We start from the raw sequence: 17,313 nt of genomic DNA, 5'->3' as shown, positions 1-17,313 counted from the left end.
CATGACGGGACGCTTGTCCGCGCTTGCAGGAACAGTCCGCGATCTGGGCATTCCACTGCCCGGACGCCGGATCGACTTCGACGTCGCCGGTAAGGTCGTACTGATCACCGGCGGAGGCGACGGTATCGGTGCGGCGTTGGCGCGCACTCTCCACCGACGTGGGGCGACGGTGGCGCTGGTCGATGTCAACCAGAGTTCGCTGGCAGCAGCCGAGCGCGCATTCGAGTCACGGCGAGTCGTGACGGTGACGGCCGACGTCCGCGATCGGGACGGTATGAAAGCAGCCGCGCGCACGATTGTCGATCAGCTGGGCAGAATCGACGTCGTGGTGGCCAACGCCGGAATCACCCCTCCCCCGGCGACATTGCGCCAAATCGATCCCGAAGCCTTCGATCGAGTTGTCGACGTCAATCTCACCGGTGTCTTCAACACCGTGCATCCGACCATCGACGAGGTGATCCGCAACAGTGGGCACATCGTCGTCGTGTCCTCGGCCGCGTCGTTCGCCCCCGGTTTGGGCGGAGCGTCGTACATGATCAGCAAGGCCGGCGTCGAAGCGCTCGGGCGGGCATTGCGTTTGGAGGTTGCCGGCTACGGCGCCACTGCCGGAGTCGCGTACTTCGGGATGGTGGACACACAACTTGCGCGCGCAACTCTCGACGACGACGAGATCGGGCGCAAACTCGACGCTAGACTGCCTGGACCCCTCCGCCATCGAATCTCCCCTGACCGTGCCGCGGCAGTGATCGCCGACGCGATCGCGCGCCGCGCCGGCCGGACCCTTGCCCCCGCGGCCTGGGAGCCTTGGGCGTGGGGACGCGGTTTCGTCAACGTCCTGGCCGACGGCTACCTGGCCAGGGACAAGCAGGCACACGACCTGATCCGCGAACTCGAAGCCAGAACCACAGCAGCAGTATCGAAAAACACAGCAGTACCGAAAAACACAGCAGCCCCGACGAATGCATCCAGGAGAACGTCATGACCACGTTGTGTGCAGCCTTCCAACGAGTGTCGGCAGTGGCGCCCGACGCGGTGGCCCTACGAGATATCGCCGATGCGCGAACACTGACGTGGCGCGAGTACGGCGAACAGGTCCGCGAGGTTGCCGCAGGATTGGCCGGAATCGGCGTGGGACATGGCGATACGGTTGCCTTGATGATGAGTAACCGCATCGAGTTCTACCCGATCGACGTCGGCGCCCAACACCTCGGCGCGACGTCCTTCTCCATCTACAACACGTCGGCGCCCGAAGCCATCCGTTACATCCTCGCCAATTCCGGTGCGCGAGTTCTCGTCTGCGAGGCCCAGTACGTGCACACCGTTCGCCGATCCGGTGCCGCACTCGACACGATCGTGGTCGTCGATGCGCAGCCGCACGCCCAGCAGTCCGGCACCCTGACGTTGGAGCAGATGAAGTCCTCTGCTGCCGCCGATTTCGATTTCGAGAGCACCTGGCGTGCGGTGAAGCCGAACGATGTCGCCACGCTGATCTACACCTCCGGCACGACCGGCAACCCCAAAGGCGTCGAGACGACCCATGCGTGCCTGTTGTTCGAGACCAACGCCGTCAGCGCGGTACTACCAGTCGAATTCGGTGACCGCATCACGTCGTACATGCCGTCGGCGCACATCGCCGATCGGCTCACGTGCCTGTATATGCAAATGGTGTTCGGCACCCAGATCACCGTCGTACCGGATCCCGGCCAGGTAGCGGCTGCGCTTCCCGACTGTCGCCCGACGATCTGGGGCAGCGTTCCCCGTGTGTGGGAAAAGCTGAAGGTTGCCGTCGAATCAGCCGTTGCCAACGAACCGGACGACGCGCGTCGGGGGGCGTTGCAGTGGGCACTCGACGTCGGTCGAACTCGTCTCGCACATTTACGGGCCGGTCAATCCGTCCCCGCTGAGTTGGAGGCGGAGTACGCCCGAGCCGATGCGATGGTCCTCTCCGCTCTGCGTGCGAAACTGGGCTTTGCCGAATTGAAGTGGGCCATCTCCGGCGCAGCGCCCATTCCGCCGGACACCTTGGCATTCTTTGCGGCCCTCGGAGTTCCGATCTCGGAGATCTGGGGAATGTCGGAACTGACATGCATTGCGAGTACAGCGCCGGCCGAGCCGACCAAGCTCGGAACGGTCGGAAAGTTGCTCCCGGGCATGGAAATGCGCATCGAGGCCGATGGCGAGCTACTGGTTCGAGGACCGCTGGTCATGAAGGGGTATCGCGGCGAACCCGCGAAGACGGCAGAGGCGATCAGCGCAGACGGTTGGCTCTCGACCGGAGACATCGTCACCGCCGACGCGGACGGGTACCTCACGGTGATCGATCGCAAGAAGGAGCTGATCATCAATGCGTCGGGAAAGAACATGTCACCCGCAGCCATCGAGACGGCGGTGAAGACGTCGTCGTCGTTGATCGGTGAAGTAGTGACGATCGGTGACGGCCGGAAGTTCAACACAGCATTGATCACTCTGAGCGCCGACGCCGCGGTCGGAGCGGCACGCTCACTGGGACTTGCGGTCGACGCCGCGGTGCTCGCCAAGGACGCTCGGATCGTCGACATCGTTGCAGCTGCTGTCGCCGAGGGAAACTCGCGTCTTTCGAGGGCCGAGCAGATCAAGCGGTTTCACGTGCTCACCACGTTCTGGGAGCCTGGCGGCGAGGAGCTGACACCGACGATGAAACTCAGGCGCAAGCCGATAGCCGAGAAGTATGTTTCCGAAATCGTTGCTCTCTATGCGGATTCGATCGCAGAGGACGTCTATGAGCCGGCGCCCTGAGCGTAGATCAGTGTTTCGGTGGCCTTGACCACAAACGTAGCGGCCGTTCCCGGAACCAGATCGAGTTCGGCCGCTGCACTGGCCGTGATGTCGGCAGACAAACCAGGCTGGCCGGCGTCGTCCTCGGCTCGGACTCTGACGACATCGCCTCGGTTTTCGATCTCGGCGACCGTGACTGCAAACGCGTTTCGTGGGCTGCCGTGTGGCGGTTCCAGGTAGACCGACACCGCTCGCGGTTCGAAGACCGCCACGGCGGCACTGCCGGCGAGTAATTCGGACTCGGTCTGACCTGCGATGTCCACTCCGGTCGGGCTCCTGAGAACACCGTCGCCGGCCATCGTGCCACTGCGCAAGTTGATCCCGGCGATGCGTGCGGCGAACGCACTTCGCGGGCGAGTCAGAACTGTTCGCACGTCACCACGTTCGACAACCCGGCCACCGTCCACAACGACAACGGTGTCGGCAAGGGCCAGCGCATCCAGAGCGTCGTGCGTCACGAGTACGGCTGTGCGATCCCCGGTCCGGAGCACCCTGCGCAGTAACGACCGCAGCGCCGGGGCCGACGCGACGTCGAGCGCGGACATCGGTTCGTCGAGCAGCAGCAGTTCGGGTTCTGCCGCCAATGCCCTCGCCACTGCGATGCGTTGTGCTTGGCCGCCGGAGAGCTGTGAAGGCTTGCGGTCAGCCAATTCGCCGGCGTCGACTGCGTCGAGCCAATGGCGCGCAGACTCGGCGGAATCGCGACGCGACCGTCCTGCGCTGCGCGGCGCGAACGCCACGTTCGCAGCCGCGCTGAGATGTGGAAAGAGCAGTGCCTCTTGCGCGAGTAGGGCGGTGCCGCGCCGATGCGGCGCCAATGCGACTCCCCTGCTGGTATCGGTGAGAACGCGGGAATTGAGTTCGATCAACCCGCGCCGCGGATGATGCAGTCCGGCAACTGCCGCCAGAACCGTCGACTTGCCTGCGCCGTTGGGTCCGAGGATGGCGGTCACCTCACCGGCCGCGACGTCGAACGCCGCGACGACGTCGCGCTCAGGAATCTCGATGTCGACGTGGAGGCCATTCACAACGAACCCGCCGATCCGCGTCCACGCACCGCAACCACAATGACGACCGCGACGACTACCAGCACCAGCGAAAGCGCCACCGCGGCATCCGGATCGGTCTCACGCTGGAGATAGATTTCCAGCGGCAGGGTGCGCGTCACCCCTTGCAGACTTCCCGCGAACGTCAGCGTCGCACCGAATTCTCCCAGCGCACGAGCGAAAGCCAGAACTGCCCCTGACACCAGACCGGGAAGAACCAACGGCAGCGTCACCCGGCGAAGCACGGTGGTAGGGCGAGCACCGAGCGTCGAGGCCACTGCCTCGTATCGCGTGCCTGCAGTGCGTAGCGCACCTTCGAGACTGACGACAAGGAACGGCAGGGCAACAAACGTCTGCGCCAGGACGACCGCAGTTGTCGAGAAGGCTATCTGGATGCCGAGCACTTCCAACTGCTCACCGATCAACCCCTTGCGGCCGAAGGTGTACAGCAACGCGATGCCGCCCACGACCGGCGGCAGAACGAGCGGGAGCAGAATCAGGGACCGGAGAACGGACAGTCCCCGAAAGTGACTGCGCGCCAACACCGCGGCCATCGGTACCCCGAACAGGATGCACAGCACCGTGCTCATCGCCGCAGTCTTCAAACTCAGTTTCAGTGCAGCGACCGATGATTCGGAGGTCACGAGTTGCCAGAACTGCGACCACTGCACGGTGGCCAGCATCGCGGCCAAGGGAGCTATGACAAACGCCCCGCCGATCAGCGCGGGAAGGTAAATCCACACCGGCAACCCGAGCGGCGCGCGGGTTGCCGGTCGTAGGCGTGTCACGGAGCAGCGAATCCCGCGTCACTCAGAACTGCCAGGCCCTTCGGCCCCTTCACGAGTTCGACGAACTTGGTTGCCGTTTCCGAATTCTTCGAATCCTTCAGCACCGCAATCTGGTACAGGTTGACCACCGTGGTTGCTTCCGGGAACGCGACGGTCTGCACCTTGTCACCGGCGGACTTCGCGTCGGTGACGTAGACGATGCCGGCATCGGCCTGGCCGGATGTCACCTTGTTGAGAACGTCGGTCACCGACGATTCCTCACTGACGGGCGTGAGGGTCTCACCGGTGGCTGTCTCGACCTTCTTCGTGGCCGCGCCACACGGAACCTGTGGAGCGCAGATCACCAATTGCGTCCCCTCCTTCGCCAGGTCGGCGAACGACGCGATGCCCTTCGGATTGCCCGGAGGCACAACAATCGTCAAGGTATTGCTCGCAAAGTCCGAGGCTGACCCTGCGACGACACCGGCATCGGTGGCCTTGGTCATGTTGGCGGCGTCAGCCGAAGCGAACACATCTGCGGGCGCACCTTGGGTGATCTGGGCGACGAGGTCCGAAGATCCCGCAAAGCTGAAAGTGACTTCGGAGCCGGGGTTCTCGGACTCGAACTCCTTGCCGAGTTCGGTGAAGGTGTTCTTGAGTGACGCCGCAGCGAAGACGGTGATGCTTCCCGTGGCACTCTCGCTCGAAGTGGTTGTGGTCGGAGCAGCCGACGACGTCTCCGACGAAGAGTTGTCGGAGGAACTACAACCTGACACCAGAGCAAGCGAAAATGCGCCTGCTGCAACAAGTCCGAGTACGCGTTTCACGAATATCCTCCAATATGTTCAGAACTACGGCGTTTTCAGAGTTACGGGGTTTCCACTATGACCGTGGTGGCCTTCACTATCGCGACGGCGATGCTTCCGACTTCGAGTCCGAGTTCCCTAACCGCGTCGGTGCTCATCAAAGAGACGACGGTGAAGGGCCCACACTGCATTTCGACCTGTGCCATCACCTTGTCGGTGACGACCTTGGTGACGAGGCCGGCGAACCGGTTGCGGGCCGAACTTGCACCGGTGAGCGGATCGGCCGGTGCGGGTCCGGCATTGGACCTGGCGAAGCCTGCCAACTCGGCGCCGTCGATGACCTTGCGGCCGGAGTCGTCCGTCGTCGCTTCGAGAAGCCCACCGTCGACCCACCGCCGAACAGTGTCGTCACTGACACCGAGCAGACCGGCAGCTTCGCGGATTCGAATGTTGGGCACGAGGTGATCGTAGGTCGCAAGTGCGGACCTAACAAGCCGAAATGCTCCGCAGATGCGTGAACTAGTCAATCCTGATCACGTATCTGCGGAGCATTGTCGATAGTTGCCGTAGACGCGCTACCGCATCATTCTTCCGCCCAGGGCACGCGGCACGAGTCGGTACTGAACCCTTGCTCGGTGATCCCCAACGCCGAGTACATCCGGGCGCGCATGTTTTCGAGCCCGATCTGATAGGTCAGTTCCACGACGCCCGCGCGTCCGAACCTGCGCTCGAGGTCTGCGACCTGCTCGTCCGTCACGCCATGCTCGCCGTGTGGGTCGCCGGTCATCGCGTCGGCGTAGGCGATCGCGGCCCGCTCGTCTTCGCTGTACTTCGGTGAATCCCGGTAGTTCGCGATCTCTTTCAGCTTGTCGATGTCCAAACCGTCCAGGCGTGACAGCATCGTCCCGAAGTCGACACACCACGAGCAGCCGACCGTCCAGGCGACGCGATAGACGGCCAATTCACGAATGTTCGACGGCAGCACCTTCGACGCCTTCTGCACGGCCATCTCGTGACGGGCAGCGGCGACGAACAATTTCCGATGATTGGCCAGGACGGCAAAAGGCTCGGGAACTTCGTCGTACTGCCTGGCTGCGAATTTGTATGCCACCTTGATCAACGGACTGGCTTCTGACGGTGTCACTGCGGGAATGCGAGTCATGGCAAGCCTCCGTATGTTCTGCGGCACCGGATTCGATGCTCTCTACAGAGTAGGACGAGGGCGGCGATCCAAACGTGACAAGCACCGCGCCCGAGCAGATGTGAGGATGCGGTCTCAGCCGACTAAGCTGCAAAGATGCCTTCGACGCCCCGCAACCGCACCGTCTCGCGTCTGCAGCCGTTCGCATCCACGATCTTCGCCGAGATGACAGCGTTGGCCACACTTCACGACGCGGTCAACCTCGGTCAGGGCTTTCCGGATACCGACGGTCCTGCGGCCATGCTCGAAGTAGCGCGTCGGGCCATCGCCGAAGGCGTCAACCAATACCCACCCGGGCCGGGCATGCCCGTCTTGCGTCAGGCCATCGCGGAGGATCGGCGCATCCGCTACGGGCTCGACAGTGATCCCGACTCCGAAGTTCTGGTCACCGTCGGCGCCACCGAGGCGATCAGTGCTGCGATCCTCGGGCTGGTCGAACCCGGCGAAGAAGTAGTGCTGATCGAACCGTATTACGACTCCTACGCAGCATCCGTCGCATTGGCCGGCGCGGTGCGTCGCACTGTTCCTCTGGTCGCCTCGGGAGACGGATTCGCGGTCGATCTCGATGCATTGCGCAGTGCGATCACCGCCAAGACGAAGATGCTGATCGTCAACAGTCCTCACAACCCCACCGGCACCGTGTTCACCGATCACGAACTTCGAGCGATCGCCGAACTCGCGTCCGAACGCGACCTGATCGTGTTGAGTGACGAGGTCTACGAGCACTTGGTGTTCGACGGTCTCACACACACCCCGATGGCGTCTCTTCCGGGTATGCGTGAGCGCACCGTCACGGTGTCCAGTGCCGCAAAGACTTTCAACGTCACCGGCTGGAAAACCGGATGGGCGATCGGCCCTCGCGAACTCATCGACGGCGTTCGTGCTGCCAAACAGTTCATGTCATTTGTCGCCGGCGCACCATTCCAACCTGCCGTTGCGTATGCGCTGACCAACGAACAGCCGTGGGTGGTCGAACTTCGAGAGAGCTTGCAAGGCAAACGGGACGTGCTCGGCAAAGCACTGACCGAAGCCGGTTTCACTGTGTATTCCGGCGGCGGCACGTACTTCCTCCTTGCCGACATCAGACCGTTGGGTGAGACCGACGCGGGAGAGTTCTGCCGCGCGCTGCCCGAGCGTATCGGCGTCGCGGCCGTACCGGTCGACGTGTTCGCGGACAACCGCGACGACTGGAAGCACTTGGTGCGCTTCGCCTTCTGCAAGCAGGACCACATTCTGTCCGAAGCGGCACGCCGTCTCCACCTGCTCCAAGGAGAAGCGCACCCATGACAGCGCGGACCATCCCGACCGCCTTCGTCCACCGTTACCTCGCGTTCTCACCGGACAACAACGTCGATTTGTCCGGCGCACTGCGCGCTGCTGGGATCGACCTCGAGACATTGTCCGACCCTCGCGCCCGGCTGACTCCGACTCAGGTCACCACGTTCATCCAATCCACCTGGCAGATCACCGAAGACGAATTGTTCGGCCTCGGATCCGCCCCGGTGCCCCGTGGCACTTTCCGATTGATCTGCCTGACGTTGATCCATTGCCCTGACCTCGGATCGGCCTTTGTCCGAATGTCCGACGTGATCCGTGCACTACCGGCCCTGGCCCCACTGTCGATCGAGAAGGGCGAAGAAAGCACTCGGGTGAGTTTCGCTGTCCGAGCACGCGAAGGTGTCGCCGAACGTGATGTCGCAGAACGTGTCACGACCGATTTTGTCCTGATCTTGCTGCACCGCTTTTCCGCGTGGTTGATCGGAAAGCGCGTCCGGCTACGGGCCGTCGAATTTCCGTACTCTGCACCGGATGCGCGGTTGGCCCAGGACTACGACTACATCTTCGGAGCGCCCGTCACCTTCGGCGCGCAGCGAGCGGCTCTGGAGTTCGACAACTCGGCAATGCGTGCACCGATCATCCAGACCGAAGAGACACTGGAGGAATACCTCCGAGAATCTCCGATTCAGCTCATGTCCGAACGCGACTACGACAGCACTGCGTCGGCGCAGGTGCGACGGGTACTCGAACTCGGAGTGAAGGGACGAACCTCCACGGCCGAGGAGATCGCCGAGATGCTCTCGATCAGCGTTCCCCATCTGCGTCGACTACTGCGGCGTGACGGCACCTCACTGAATCAACTACGCGAGGAAGTGCTCCGCGACGTAGCCATCGCCGGTTTGCGACGCGGAGAATCCGTCGAAGTGCTCTCGGCGCGATTGGGATTCTCCGAGCCCAGCGCCTTCCGTCGTGCCTTCAAACGATGGACCGGCGATACGCCGAGTTCCTACCGCTAGCTGACGCAGAACTCGTTACCTTCGGGATCGGTCATCGTGATCCACACGCTCGGCCCCTGTGCTCCTCGGTGCAGGATCGTCGCTCCCACCTTCTCGAGTTGCGCTGCAACATCCTCGCGCTTGTCGCCCACTCGTATGTCGAAGTGGAGACGGTTCTTCACCGTTTTCGATTCCGGAACCAGTTGGAACAGAACGCGGGGGCGTTCGGGATGCTCCGGATCGCTGATGGCCGCACCTTCACGCCAGACGAGAACTCCTTCGAAGGTCGTGGTGTCGGATTCCTTGGCGTGACCAGCAGCGACGAGGCCTCTGATGAAGTCTTCGTCGCTAGGCTCCGCTGCCCACCCGAGTGCCGCGGCCCACCACTTCGCCTGTTCGTGCGGGTGCGCCGAATCTACTGTGACTTGAAATTCGTATCCCATGTTCCGACGTTAACGCCGACCACCGACACGAAAGAGCAGATTCAGACCGGGGCTGGGAGTCAGTCGACGCTCTTGATCGTCTTCATGGTGATCAGCGATGTCACCCGCGAGACGGCTGGAAGCCCACTGAGCTTGGTGACCATGAAGTTCTCGTACGTCGCGAGGTCTTTCACCGCGACACGGATGAAGTAGTCGGGAATTCCGAACAGTCGCCGGCATTCGATCACTTCGTCGAAGGCGGCTACCTGAGATTCGAAGTCCTCGATGGTCGCCTGGTCGTTGACTCCGATCTCGGCAGTGACAATCACCTGAAATCCTCGACCGAGCGCTTCCTGACTGACGATCGCGCGGTACCCGGTGATGATCCCGTCGGCCTCGAGCTTCTTCACCCGACGCAGGCAAGGAGAGGGCGTCAGCCCCACCAGATCCGCCAACTCGGTGTTGGTCAAACTCGAGTCTTGGCGAAGGTGAAACAAAATTGCGTCATCCATGGCATCCATCGCACTATTATTGCGCACTGTTCAATATGTGGGCATTCTGAGCAATCGATCACCTCGATCTTTGTTATAGATTTGCGTCGTGATCGAACCAGCATCGTCGACGGCCGCACCCGCCGTCGAATCCCCGCCGCGAACCCCGGCGTGGCGGCACGCCTTCCAGCTGTCGCTGCCGGTCGGGTTCGGCCTGCTCCCACTCGGGATAGCTCTCGGAGTTCTCGTGGTCCAACAGGGGCTCAATCCTTGGTGGGCAGTTGTTTTCACGTCGCTGATCTACGCAGGATCCCTGGAGTTCCTCGCCGTCGGAATGGTCGCGGCCATGACGCCACTGCCGTACGTCGCACTGACCGCACTGTTGGTCAACTTTCGACATGTGTTCTACGCCTTGAGCTTTCCGCTGGAAAAGATTCGAAATCCCTTCGCTCGCTTCTACAGCATGTTCGCGCTGACCGACGAGGCGTACGCGATGTCGGTGACTGCCGATCCCAAGGCACTCACCGGCCGCACCATCGTCTACTCGCAGCTGTACCTGCACGCCTACTGGATCGGTGGCGCAATCCTGGGCGCGACAGCAGGACAGTGGATTCCGGACTCGATCGTCGGTCTCGACTTCGCCCTGACCGCGCTGTTCGTCGTGCTCTCGATCGAAGCTATTCGTGCACAGAACGGATTCGCGGTGCCGGTCGCCGCGGTTACCTGTGCTCTGGTCGCCCGGCTCGCAGCGCCGGACCACATGCTGCCAATTGCGATGGGCGCCTTCGTACTCTTCCTGATCGGCCGCTTTGCCTACGACTCACGGAAGGCGAAGATCGATGCCTGACACCTCGTACATTTTTGCGGCGGTCGCCGTCATGGCCGTGGTGACATTCGCGTTGCGGGCGATCCCGTTTGCCGCGCTCATGCCGCTGCGCTCCTCCACTCTGGTCGGCTACCTGGGCATCTACATGCCGGCCGGCGTCATGCTGATCCTCGTGATGTATTCGCTCAAAGGCGTGTCGATCACCGCGCCGTCGCACGGCATACCCGAACTGATCGCAGTGTGCGCCACGGTTGCCGCGCATCTGTGGCGAAAGAATGCCGTCCTGAGCATCGTCGTCGGAACGACGATCTACGTCGCCCTGGTCAATACCGTGTTCGCCTGAGGATTTCTCATCCGGGAGCAAAGCATCTTTACTCCTGGATGGGTGATTTGTAACCTCCAGGCGCTTATCTGAACAGTTGAACACTTATACGATTTCAGTAGTGTGGCCGCCGGCCGCGACTGAAAGATCGGTGAGGTTCGATGTCCACGACGACGAGTACGACGACGGGCACCCGAATCGCCGGAGCCTGGCACAGTCTGGATCGAGGCCAGCGTCGGAGCATCATCGGAATGACCGTCACCGTCGTTGCACTCAACGTCGTCGGTTGGGCGGTTCTGCTCGGTCTGGTCGTGCCCGGCCACTACACGATCGAAGGCAGTGTCTTCGGTATCGGACTCGGCGTCACGGCGTACACGCTCGGCATGCGCCATGCTTTCGACGCCGATCATATCGCCGCCATCGACAACACCACTCGGAAGTTGGTGGCGGACGGCAAGAAACCGATGTCCGTCGGGTTCTGGTTTTCACTCGGACACTCCACGATCGTCTTCGTTCTCGTCGCACTTCTGGCGTTGGGTGTGCGGCAACTGGCCACCAGCCTTTCCGACGACAATTCCGATCTGGAGAAATGGACCGGCTTGTTCGGCACCACCATTTCCGGCACGTTCCTGATTTTGATCGGAATCCTGAACCTTTTCTCTCTCATCGGGATTCATCGGGTGTACACGAAGTACAAGGCCGGGACCTTCGACGAGGAACAACTCGAAAAGGAACTCGACAATCGCGGCGCCCTGAACAAGATCCTGGGACCGGTGATGAAGATGGTCCGAAAGCCCTGGCACATGTACCCGGTCGGTCTCCTGTTCGGACTGGGGTTCGACACCGTCACCGAGGTAGGACTGTTGGTGATCGCCGGCGGCGCGGCGGCGACAGGGCTCCCGTGGTATTCGATCCTCGTCCTACCGATCCTCTTCTGCGCCGGGATGTCGCTGTTCGACTCGATCGACGGATCGTTCATGAACTTCGCGTACGGCTGGGCGTTTGCCCAACCGGTACGAAAGATCTACTACAACATGGTGATCACGGGACTCTCGGTGGCAGTGGCCCTACTGATCGGGACCCAGGAAATCATCTCGATCTTCACCGACAAACTCGACATCCACGACGGAATTCTCGGCGCAATCGGGAACCTGGATCTCGGCGCGATGGGCTTCATCATCGTCGGACTCTTCGTCGTCACCTGGATGATCGCCCTCCTCGTGTGGCGGTACGGCCGCATCGAAGAACGGTGGCAGGCGCAGTCCGGTGCAGCAGTCGCACGACGAGCGACAGCAGACGACGCGATGTGAGTTCGGCTCGGCCTTCGCGGCATCATGGGCCGCCCGAAAGCGAATAGCTGATGTACGTGTCTCCCCACTTCAGATACGCACTCGACGTCGCCTGGCCGCGGATCTGGTCGTTCTGCCACTGGTAGACAGCACGCCACGGAAGTACGGAACTCACTTGTTCAAAGGTGTAGTGCTCACGATGTTCCTGCGTGTATCGCTGTTCGAGATCCTCGCGACTGCGCGGCGGGAAATTGCTGATCAGATATGTTCGGCCGAGAGACTCGATGCGTTCTGGCGGCGAAAAAACATCAGCACTGCGATAGGTGAATGCCAGATACAGGTAGGCCACCGCCACGACGGTAGCCAGCGCCACCACGCTGATCTTGAACGCACGACGAAGTTGTTTCGACACGGCTCACGGTACAACGACTGCGTCCCGATCTGATCCGGGTCGGCAGCATCCGGCGCCTCCGATTCAGGAGTGCGACCACCTCGCAATACCCAGCAATTGTCGACGGCCACCCCGGCGCTCAACCAGGTCGCACTTTCGAAGTCGAGGGGAAGGCATCACGCAGCTTCTCATTTGGGTATCAATTGGTTTCGACGAATGACAAGGCGCGGGTGCGAGTCACCGCGGTACAGGCGTTCCGGTATTAGGCAGCGACCGCTACCGACTGCCGATGTGGTGGAAGTACCGCTGCGCCGAAGCGATGACGCGATTGTGCGCATCGTCGGAAATTACCCGGTCCCACCAGCCTCCATAGAGAGACTCGAAGTGGTATGGCTCGATCAGTTCGAGTGCTCGACGAATGGTGTCGGGATGTTCGGGGATCATGTTCGGATAGCTGTGCATGAACCCAACCCATCTCCGGTCGGAAACGACGTGGAAGATATCGCCGGCACACAGCGCTCCCCTTCCATCCGTGCCGTCCCAGTGCATCACGGTTCCACCGGCGAAATGCACTCCCACGTTGATCAATGTGCGTCCCGGCAGAATCTCGGTCGTCTCACCCGACCAGAGGACGACATTCTCGTCCCTGCACAGCCACGGCGCATCGCGCTCATGCACGTAGATAGGCACATCGCCGAACGCACGAGACCATTCGACCACCGAACCCAAGAAGTGAGGGTGTGAGAGAGCGATCGCCGAAATGCCACCCAGTTCGGCGACTCGAGTGACCGAGGCTTCGTCGATGACGCTGATCGAATCCCACATGACGGTACCGCCGTTACCCGGTACCAATAGCGCACGTTGCCCGATCCCCATCACGGGCGATGTCGCGAGCCCCCACAGACCAGGTGCTTCCTCGCGGAAGTCGACAGTGCGACCCTGCCGCCGCAAAACTGCCAAAGAAGTCCACTGCTGGCCTTCGTAGCCGACATACTGCCGCTCGTCTTCGCAGATTTTGCAATGTACCGGAGGAACACCAGCGGCAACCGGTCCGTACTGGATTCCACAGGTGACACAGATCGGAAGATCGTCACCCGAATTGATTCCGCCCATAGCCATTTCGTCATCGTACGTCGCAGGCGGATGCGCGGAATCGAACTACATGATCTGCGTCGAGGAAGGTCGCAAAGCCCATGAAAGGCCGGGCCGCACCCCCGATTTCCTCGAACCCAGCCCTCCTTCCGTCGAGAACGGTGAGATCGCCGGCGACCGGTCTCGACAACTCCGCGCCCCGCTTTCACAGGTGAGGGCACATCGCCGCTCATCATTGCGGGCGCCACGCACTAGTGCGGTCCATGCCAGGGTTTTCCCATGGGACATCAGTTCCCATCGCACAGCCTCCACCCCTGCGTCTGGTCTCTATGAGCCAACCCGCTGTGAGAGCTCGACGAGCCGGTTCGAGAATCCCCATTCGTTGTCGTACCAGGCGAAGACCTTCACTTGTTCGCCGACGACCTGAGTGAGGGGCGCATCGAAGATAGCCGAATGAGGATTGCCGACGATGTCGGCAGAGACAAGTGGCGCCTCCGAGTAAGCAAGGTAGGACGAGAGTTCGGGAGTCTGTGCTGCTGCGCGGAACGCTTCGTTAATTTCCTCGACGGTCGCCGGTCGCAAGAGATGGGCGGTGAGGTCCGTGATAGACCCGACTGGCACAGGGACGCGCAGCGAGAGACCGGTCAGTTTTCCGTCCAACTCTGGGATGATCCGCCCGATGGTGGCGGCGGCGCCGGAGGAAGTCGGGATCGTGGACAATGCGGCGGCGCGGGCGCGCCGGAGATCGCTGTGAGGAGCATCGTGGAGGCGCTGGTCGCTGGTGTAGGCGTGGATCGTCGTCATAAGTCCGGACTCGACGCCGAACGCCTCGTGCAGCACCTTCGCCATTGGGGCGAGGCAGTTGGTCGTGCAGGATCCGTTCGAGAATACGTCCTCCGCCATGTCGAGGACGTCGTCGTTTACCCCGAGTACAACTGCAGGGACATCACTGTCGGCGGGAGCCGAGATGATCACCTTTCGCGCTCCCGCGGTCAGGTGTTTACGAGCGTTGACCGAGTCCGCGAATCGGCCCGTCGACTCTATGACGACATCGACGCGTTCGGCGCTCCAAGGAATGAGGGACGGCTCGCGCTCCGAGGTAACGCGAATGCGTTTTCCTGCAACGAGAATCGTGTCCCCGTCGACCTGGACACCATCCAAATGCCCGGACAGCGAGTCCCACTCCAGGAGCGACGCGAGTGTGGCGGCGTCGGCGATATCGTTGATCGCGACGATCTCGACATCCGCATCACTGCTTAGCGCGGCCCGCAGGTAGCTGCGACCGATGCGACCGAAGCCGTTGATTCCGATTCGAACGGACATTGGTTTCTCTTTCTCGAGTTGGTCAGTGATCGGTGCAGACAGCGGACCGGGCGGCGTCGAGCAAGGAAACGGCTCCCCTAACCGCCGCGTCCATCGGCCCCTGTTCACCCTTCGCGCGGGCAAGTACATAGCCGCCCTGCAGGACAGCCGCCAGCGTTCGTGCGAGATCGGCCGGGACAACGCTCGTAGGAAGCTCTCCTGCGGCAATCGCGGCAGTGATCGCCCGCTCCCAGCGGACCAGCGTCGTGTCGAAGGCATTCGCAACGACTGCGATGAGTTCCACGTCTGTGACAACCTGCGGGTCCTGGGTCATCCGACCCACCCGACATCCCCGCGTGCCCGGCCGCGGTAACAAGAGATAGCGCTTGATCTGCTCGAGCGGAGAGCCCTCTCCGTCCAAGAGAGATGACTCGCCTGTCATTTCTCCGGTAACTGCAGACAGCGCTTCGACCGCGAGCTCGTGCTTCCCACTGAAATGGTGATACATGCTGCCCTGACCAACCCCGGCACGTGCCATGACGTCACGTGGGCTCGTCGCTGCATAGCCGCGCTCCCACAACAACTCTGCCATCGCGCCTGTCAGCTGGTCCTTTGAGTTCACGAAATGACTGTAACAACTAGTATGTACAACATCAATGGAGGTTCGACCAACAGATCAGCCGGGCAATTGTGCGGTGATCGACCAGAGCATCGTTGCCGTTCTGGACGCAGCATCTGCAAGACTCCTGAAATGACGCACGTCGGGCACGAAGCAGCGGCACTGCTCCACGGAGCCGGGATAGAACTCGGCGAGGGCTTGACCGACGCTGAATTCGATTCCGTCCACGAACGCTTTGGATTTCACTTCAACCCGGACCACCGGAGCCTTCTCGCTACTGCGCTGCCACTTGGCGACCGTTGGCCGAACTGGCGTAGCGCCGACGACCTCGAGTTGAGAACTTGGCTGGATACAGTCACTGAAGGTTTCATTTGGGATGCACTGCATCAACAACCACCGTTCTGGCCGGCATCGTGGGGCACAATGCCCGCCTCACCCGAGGACGTCGCCACAATCGTGCGTCAACAGATCGGAGCGTGGCCGCGCCTTGTCCCGGTCTTCGGACACCGCTTCACGCCCGCCGCACCCTCCCCCTCGGGATCGCCGGTGATCTCCGCGTGGCAGACCGACATCGTCTACTACGGGGCAAACCTCCTCGAATATCTCGCCAATGAGTTCCCCCTCGGACAGGGCCGAAAGACACTCACTCCCAGTAGCATCCGCGTACCGTTCTGGTCCCGATTCATCGAGGCGGCCAACCGCGCGGAATCGATCTGACCGGCCAAAGGTCCTGTTCTTCGTGCGAGGAGTTTCGCAGACGAATGTGGCGGGTATTGATCACTTGCGGCGGCGATTTCCAGAGCGAGGGGTCAGCCGCGCAAGGTCTGCCCCCGGCTGTCACTCGCCGGGTGGCGGGCCGCCAAAACAAGTGGGCCGCCGAAAACAATCTGCGCCAGGCGATGATTTCGATGCAAACGACACGAATCGACACCATCCTGATTCTGATCGTCGGGACGGCAATCGGACTGAGCGTGTGGCTGGCCACACAGGAACCATTCGCGTCGATCGGACTCGGAGTAGTAACGGTCGTGATCTGCTGGATTTCTTGCTCGATGATCCACGGCTTCCCACACCGATCGACAAAGGACATGCGTCCGCGCGAGGACCAGGATCGCGAATCACCGAGGCGCCGTTGACGCCGTGCAGTGATGTGGCCAACCGTGGAGGCCCGGACACAGCGGAGTGAGTGGTTCGCCTGTCGCAGGTGAACCACTCACTCCGGTCAGTTGATCAGACTTCGTCGGGTCGCCATGTCGCGACGGCCCAGATCACAGCGACGTCGAGAGCGATGATCACGATCGACCACAGCGGGTAGTACGGCAACCACAAGAAATTGGCCACGATCGAGAGAGCTGCGATCACGAAGGCCATCCCGCGAGCCCACGTCATTCCCACGAACAATCCCAGCGACACCGCGATGCCGATGATTCCGAGCACGATGTGAATCCAACCCCACGTCGTGACGTCGAATTCGAAGGTGTAATTGACTCCGACGATCAGAAGATCGTTGTCTGCGAGAGCGGCAATGCCTTGCAGCAGCGCGACAATTCCCGCTACGAAGAGCAGGCAGGCTGCCGCCACCGTGGTCCCGATGGCAAAGCCTTGTCGGACAGGATGGTTCGCATGAGATTGGTGCGGAGCAGTCATGACAT

21 protein-coding genes are annotated in these 17,313 nt (G+C 61.7%); 9 read left to right on the top strand and 12 right to left on the bottom strand.

The window, feature by feature from the left end; translation table 11 throughout:
* Position 1: 1 nt before the first annotated feature.
* Together ACFT1A_RS05925 and fadD11 are read left to right on the top strand one after the other, a co-directional pair.
* Positions 2-982: an SDR family oxidoreductase gene (locus ACFT1A_RS05925; RefSeq protein ID WP_378446212.1), complete on the top strand. Its 981-nt coding sequence runs from the start codon at positions 2-4 to the stop codon at positions 980-982.
* A complete protein-coding gene (gene fadD11, locus ACFT1A_RS05920; protein ID WP_378446211.1) occupies positions 979-2,775 on the top strand; it encodes a fatty acid--CoA ligase FadD11 in 1,797 nt (598 codons plus the stop codon). Before ACFT1A_RS05925 ends, fadD11 begins: the two co-directional genes overlap by 4 nt.
* Here fadD11 and ACFT1A_RS05915 read toward each other — a convergent pair.
* From ACFT1A_RS05915 to ACFT1A_RS05895, 5 genes are all read right to left on the bottom strand, one after another.
* Entirely contained in the window at positions 2,757-3,842 is a 1,086-nt protein-coding gene (locus ACFT1A_RS05915; protein ID WP_378446210.1) for a sulfate/molybdate ABC transporter ATP-binding protein, read from the bottom strand. The two genes, fadD11 and ACFT1A_RS05915, sit on opposite strands and share 19 nt — an antisense overlap.
* Positions 3,839-4,648: an ABC transporter permease gene (locus ACFT1A_RS05910; protein ID WP_378446209.1), complete on the bottom strand. Its 810-nt coding sequence runs from the start codon at positions 4,646-4,648 to the stop codon at positions 3,839-3,841. Before ACFT1A_RS05910 ends, ACFT1A_RS05915 begins: the two co-directional genes overlap by 4 nt.
* Positions 4,645-5,454: a molybdate ABC transporter substrate-binding protein gene (gene modA / locus ACFT1A_RS05905; protein ID WP_378446208.1), complete on the bottom strand. Its 810-nt coding sequence runs from the start codon at positions 5,452-5,454 to the stop codon at positions 4,645-4,647. The genes ACFT1A_RS05910 and modA overlap by 4 nt, the downstream gene beginning before the upstream one ends.
* 41 nt (positions 5,455-5,495) lie before the next feature.
* Positions 5,496-5,891, bottom strand: a complete 396-nt coding sequence (locus tag ACFT1A_RS05900; protein ID WP_378446207.1) for a molybdopterin-binding protein — start codon at positions 5,889-5,891, stop codon at positions 5,496-5,498.
* Positions 5,892-6,016: 125 nt separating this feature from the next.
* Positions 6,017-6,595 (bottom strand): carboxymuconolactone decarboxylase family protein, encoded by a 579-nt coding sequence (locus ACFT1A_RS05895; protein WP_317556229.1) that lies wholly within the window; start codon positions 6,593-6,595, stop codon positions 6,017-6,019.
* A 135-nt stretch (positions 6,596-6,730) separates the two neighbouring features.
* Between ACFT1A_RS05895 and ACFT1A_RS05890 the strand changes: the two genes are divergently transcribed.
* Together ACFT1A_RS05890 and ACFT1A_RS05885 are read left to right on the top strand one after the other, a co-directional pair.
* Positions 6,731-7,921 carry a pyridoxal phosphate-dependent aminotransferase gene (locus tag ACFT1A_RS05890; RefSeq protein ID WP_378446206.1) on the top strand — a complete coding sequence of 397 codons (1,191 nt, stop codon included), beginning with the start codon at positions 6,731-6,733 and terminating at the stop codon, positions 7,919-7,921.
* Positions 7,918-8,928, top strand: coding sequence for an AraC family transcriptional regulator (locus tag ACFT1A_RS05885; protein WP_378446205.1), 1,011 nt, complete (start codon positions 7,918-7,920; stop codon positions 8,926-8,928). The genes ACFT1A_RS05890 and ACFT1A_RS05885 overlap by 4 nt, the downstream gene beginning before the upstream one ends.
* Here the strand turns inward: ACFT1A_RS05885 and ACFT1A_RS05880 are convergent.
* The gene (locus tag ACFT1A_RS05880; protein ID WP_095968800.1) at positions 8,925-9,350 is read right to left on the bottom strand and encodes a VOC family protein; all 426 of its coding nucleotides are present in this window, start codon (positions 9,348-9,350) and stop codon (positions 8,925-8,927) included. The genes ACFT1A_RS05885 and ACFT1A_RS05880 overlap by 4 nt on opposite strands.
* A gap of 59 nt (positions 9,351-9,409) precedes the next feature.
* The gene (locus ACFT1A_RS05875; protein WP_020970517.1) at positions 9,410-9,850 is read right to left on the bottom strand and encodes an Lrp/AsnC family transcriptional regulator; all 441 of its coding nucleotides are present in this window, start codon (positions 9,848-9,850) and stop codon (positions 9,410-9,412) included.
* A gap of 79 nt (positions 9,851-9,929) precedes the next feature.
* Between ACFT1A_RS05875 and ACFT1A_RS05870 the strand changes: the two genes are divergently transcribed.
* The 3 genes from ACFT1A_RS05870 to ACFT1A_RS05860 all read left to right on the top strand — a co-directional run bounded on the left by ACFT1A_RS05870 (position 9,930) and on the right by ACFT1A_RS05860 (position 12,278).
* Positions 9,930-10,667 carry an AzlC family ABC transporter permease gene (locus ACFT1A_RS05870; RefSeq protein WP_378446204.1) on the top strand — a complete coding sequence of 246 codons (738 nt, stop codon included), beginning with the start codon at positions 9,930-9,932 and terminating at the stop codon, positions 10,665-10,667.
* Positions 10,660-10,989 carry a branched-chain amino acid transporter permease gene (locus tag ACFT1A_RS05865; RefSeq protein WP_378446203.1) on the top strand — a complete coding sequence of 110 codons (330 nt, stop codon included), beginning with the start codon at positions 10,660-10,662 and terminating at the stop codon, positions 10,987-10,989. The genes ACFT1A_RS05870 and ACFT1A_RS05865 overlap by 8 nt, the downstream gene beginning before the upstream one ends.
* A gap of 140 nt (positions 10,990-11,129) precedes the next feature.
* Positions 11,130-12,278 carry a HoxN/HupN/NixA family nickel/cobalt transporter gene (locus ACFT1A_RS05860; RefSeq protein ID WP_378446202.1) on the top strand — a complete coding sequence of 383 codons (1,149 nt, stop codon included), beginning with the start codon at positions 11,130-11,132 and terminating at the stop codon, positions 12,276-12,278.
* Positions 12,279-12,300: 22 nt separating this feature from the next.
* On the opposite strand, the gene ACFT1A_RS05855 is transcribed toward ACFT1A_RS05860, so the two are convergent.
* From ACFT1A_RS05855 to ACFT1A_RS05840, 4 genes are all read right to left on the bottom strand, one after another.
* On the bottom strand, positions 12,301-12,669 hold the full coding sequence (locus ACFT1A_RS05855) for a hypothetical protein (protein ID WP_378446201.1): 369 nt from the start codon (positions 12,667-12,669) through the stop codon (positions 12,301-12,303).
* A 255-nt stretch (positions 12,670-12,924) separates the two neighbouring features.
* Positions 12,925-13,767 carry an MBL fold metallo-hydrolase gene (locus ACFT1A_RS05850; protein WP_378446200.1) on the bottom strand — a complete coding sequence of 281 codons (843 nt, stop codon included), beginning with the start codon at positions 13,765-13,767 and terminating at the stop codon, positions 12,925-12,927.
* Between the two features lie 300 nt (positions 13,768-14,067).
* Positions 14,068-15,063: a type I glyceraldehyde-3-phosphate dehydrogenase gene (gap, locus tag ACFT1A_RS05845; RefSeq protein WP_378446199.1), complete on the bottom strand. Its 996-nt coding sequence runs from the start codon at positions 15,061-15,063 to the stop codon at positions 14,068-14,070.
* A gap of 22 nt (positions 15,064-15,085) precedes the next feature.
* Complete coding sequence (locus tag ACFT1A_RS05840) at positions 15,086-15,664, bottom strand: TetR/AcrR family transcriptional regulator (protein ID WP_378446198.1); 579 nt, start codon at positions 15,662-15,664, stop codon at positions 15,086-15,088.
* Between the two features lie 129 nt (positions 15,665-15,793).
* Between ACFT1A_RS05840 and ACFT1A_RS05835 the strand changes: the two genes are divergently transcribed.
* Both ACFT1A_RS05835 and ACFT1A_RS05830 read left to right on the top strand, forming a co-directional pair.
* Complete coding sequence (locus ACFT1A_RS05835) at positions 15,794-16,378, top strand: hypothetical protein (RefSeq protein ID WP_378446197.1); 585 nt, start codon at positions 15,794-15,796, stop codon at positions 16,376-16,378.
* A gap of 191 nt (positions 16,379-16,569) precedes the next feature.
* Complete coding sequence (locus tag ACFT1A_RS05830) at positions 16,570-16,797, top strand: hypothetical protein (RefSeq protein ID WP_378446196.1); 228 nt, start codon at positions 16,570-16,572, stop codon at positions 16,795-16,797.
* 94 nt (positions 16,798-16,891) lie between these two features.
* Here ACFT1A_RS05830 and ACFT1A_RS05825 read toward each other — a convergent pair whose 3' ends face one another.
* Entirely contained in the window at positions 16,892-17,308 is a 417-nt protein-coding gene (locus tag ACFT1A_RS05825) for a hypothetical protein (RefSeq protein WP_317556243.1), read from the bottom strand.
* Positions 17,309-17,313: the final 5 nt, after the last annotated feature.

It is taken from the genome of Rhodococcus sp. NPDC057135, assembly GCF_042670865.1.
In the GTDB taxonomy this organism is placed as follows: domain Bacteria; phylum Actinomycetota; class Actinomycetes; order Mycobacteriales; family Mycobacteriaceae; genus Rhodococcus_F.
This window is presented reverse-complemented; position numbering and strand designations above follow the sequence as displayed.

Coding starts and splice junctions, on each gene's coding strand:
- ACFT1A_RS05925 (WP_378446212.1), top strand. CDS start 2: ATGACGGGACGCTTGTCCGCGCTTGCAGGAACAGTCCGCGATCTGGGC.
- fadD11 (WP_378446211.1), top strand. CDS start 979: ATGACCACGTTGTGTGCAGCCTTCCAACGAGTGTCGGCAGTGGCGCCC.
- ACFT1A_RS05895 (WP_317556229.1), bottom strand. CDS start 6,595: ATGACTCGCATTCCCGCAGTGACACCGTCAGAAGCCAGTCCGTTGATC.
- ACFT1A_RS05890 (WP_378446206.1), top strand. CDS start 6,731: ATGCCTTCGACGCCCCGCAACCGCACCGTCTCGCGTCTGCAGCCGTTC.
- ACFT1A_RS05885 (WP_378446205.1), top strand. CDS start 7,918: ATGACAGCGCGGACCATCCCGACCGCCTTCGTCCACCGTTACCTCGCG.
- ACFT1A_RS05880 (WP_095968800.1), bottom strand. CDS start 9,350: ATGGGATACGAATTTCAAGTCACAGTAGATTCGGCGCACCCGCACGAA.
- ACFT1A_RS05875 (WP_020970517.1), bottom strand. CDS start 9,850: ATGGATGCCATGGATGACGCAATTTTGTTTCACCTTCGCCAAGACTCG.
- ACFT1A_RS05865 (WP_378446203.1), top strand. CDS start 10,660: ATGCCTGACACCTCGTACATTTTTGCGGCGGTCGCCGTCATGGCCGTG.
- ACFT1A_RS05860 (WP_378446202.1), top strand. CDS start 11,130: ATGTCCACGACGACGAGTACGACGACGGGCACCCGAATCGCCGGAGCC.
- ACFT1A_RS05850 (WP_378446200.1), bottom strand. CDS start 13,767: ATGGCTATGGGCGGAATCAATTCGGGTGACGATCTTCCGATCTGTGTC.
- gap (WP_378446199.1), bottom strand. CDS start 15,063: ATGTCCGTTCGAATCGGAATCAACGGCTTCGGTCGCATCGGTCGCAGC.
- ACFT1A_RS05835 (WP_378446197.1), top strand. CDS start 15,794: ATGACGCACGTCGGGCACGAAGCAGCGGCACTGCTCCACGGAGCCGGG.
- ACFT1A_RS05830 (WP_378446196.1), top strand. CDS start 16,570: ATGCAAACGACACGAATCGACACCATCCTGATTCTGATCGTCGGGACG.
- ACFT1A_RS05825 (WP_317556243.1), bottom strand. CDS start 17,308: ATGACTGCTCCGCACCAATCTCATGCGAACCATCCTGTCCGACAAGGC.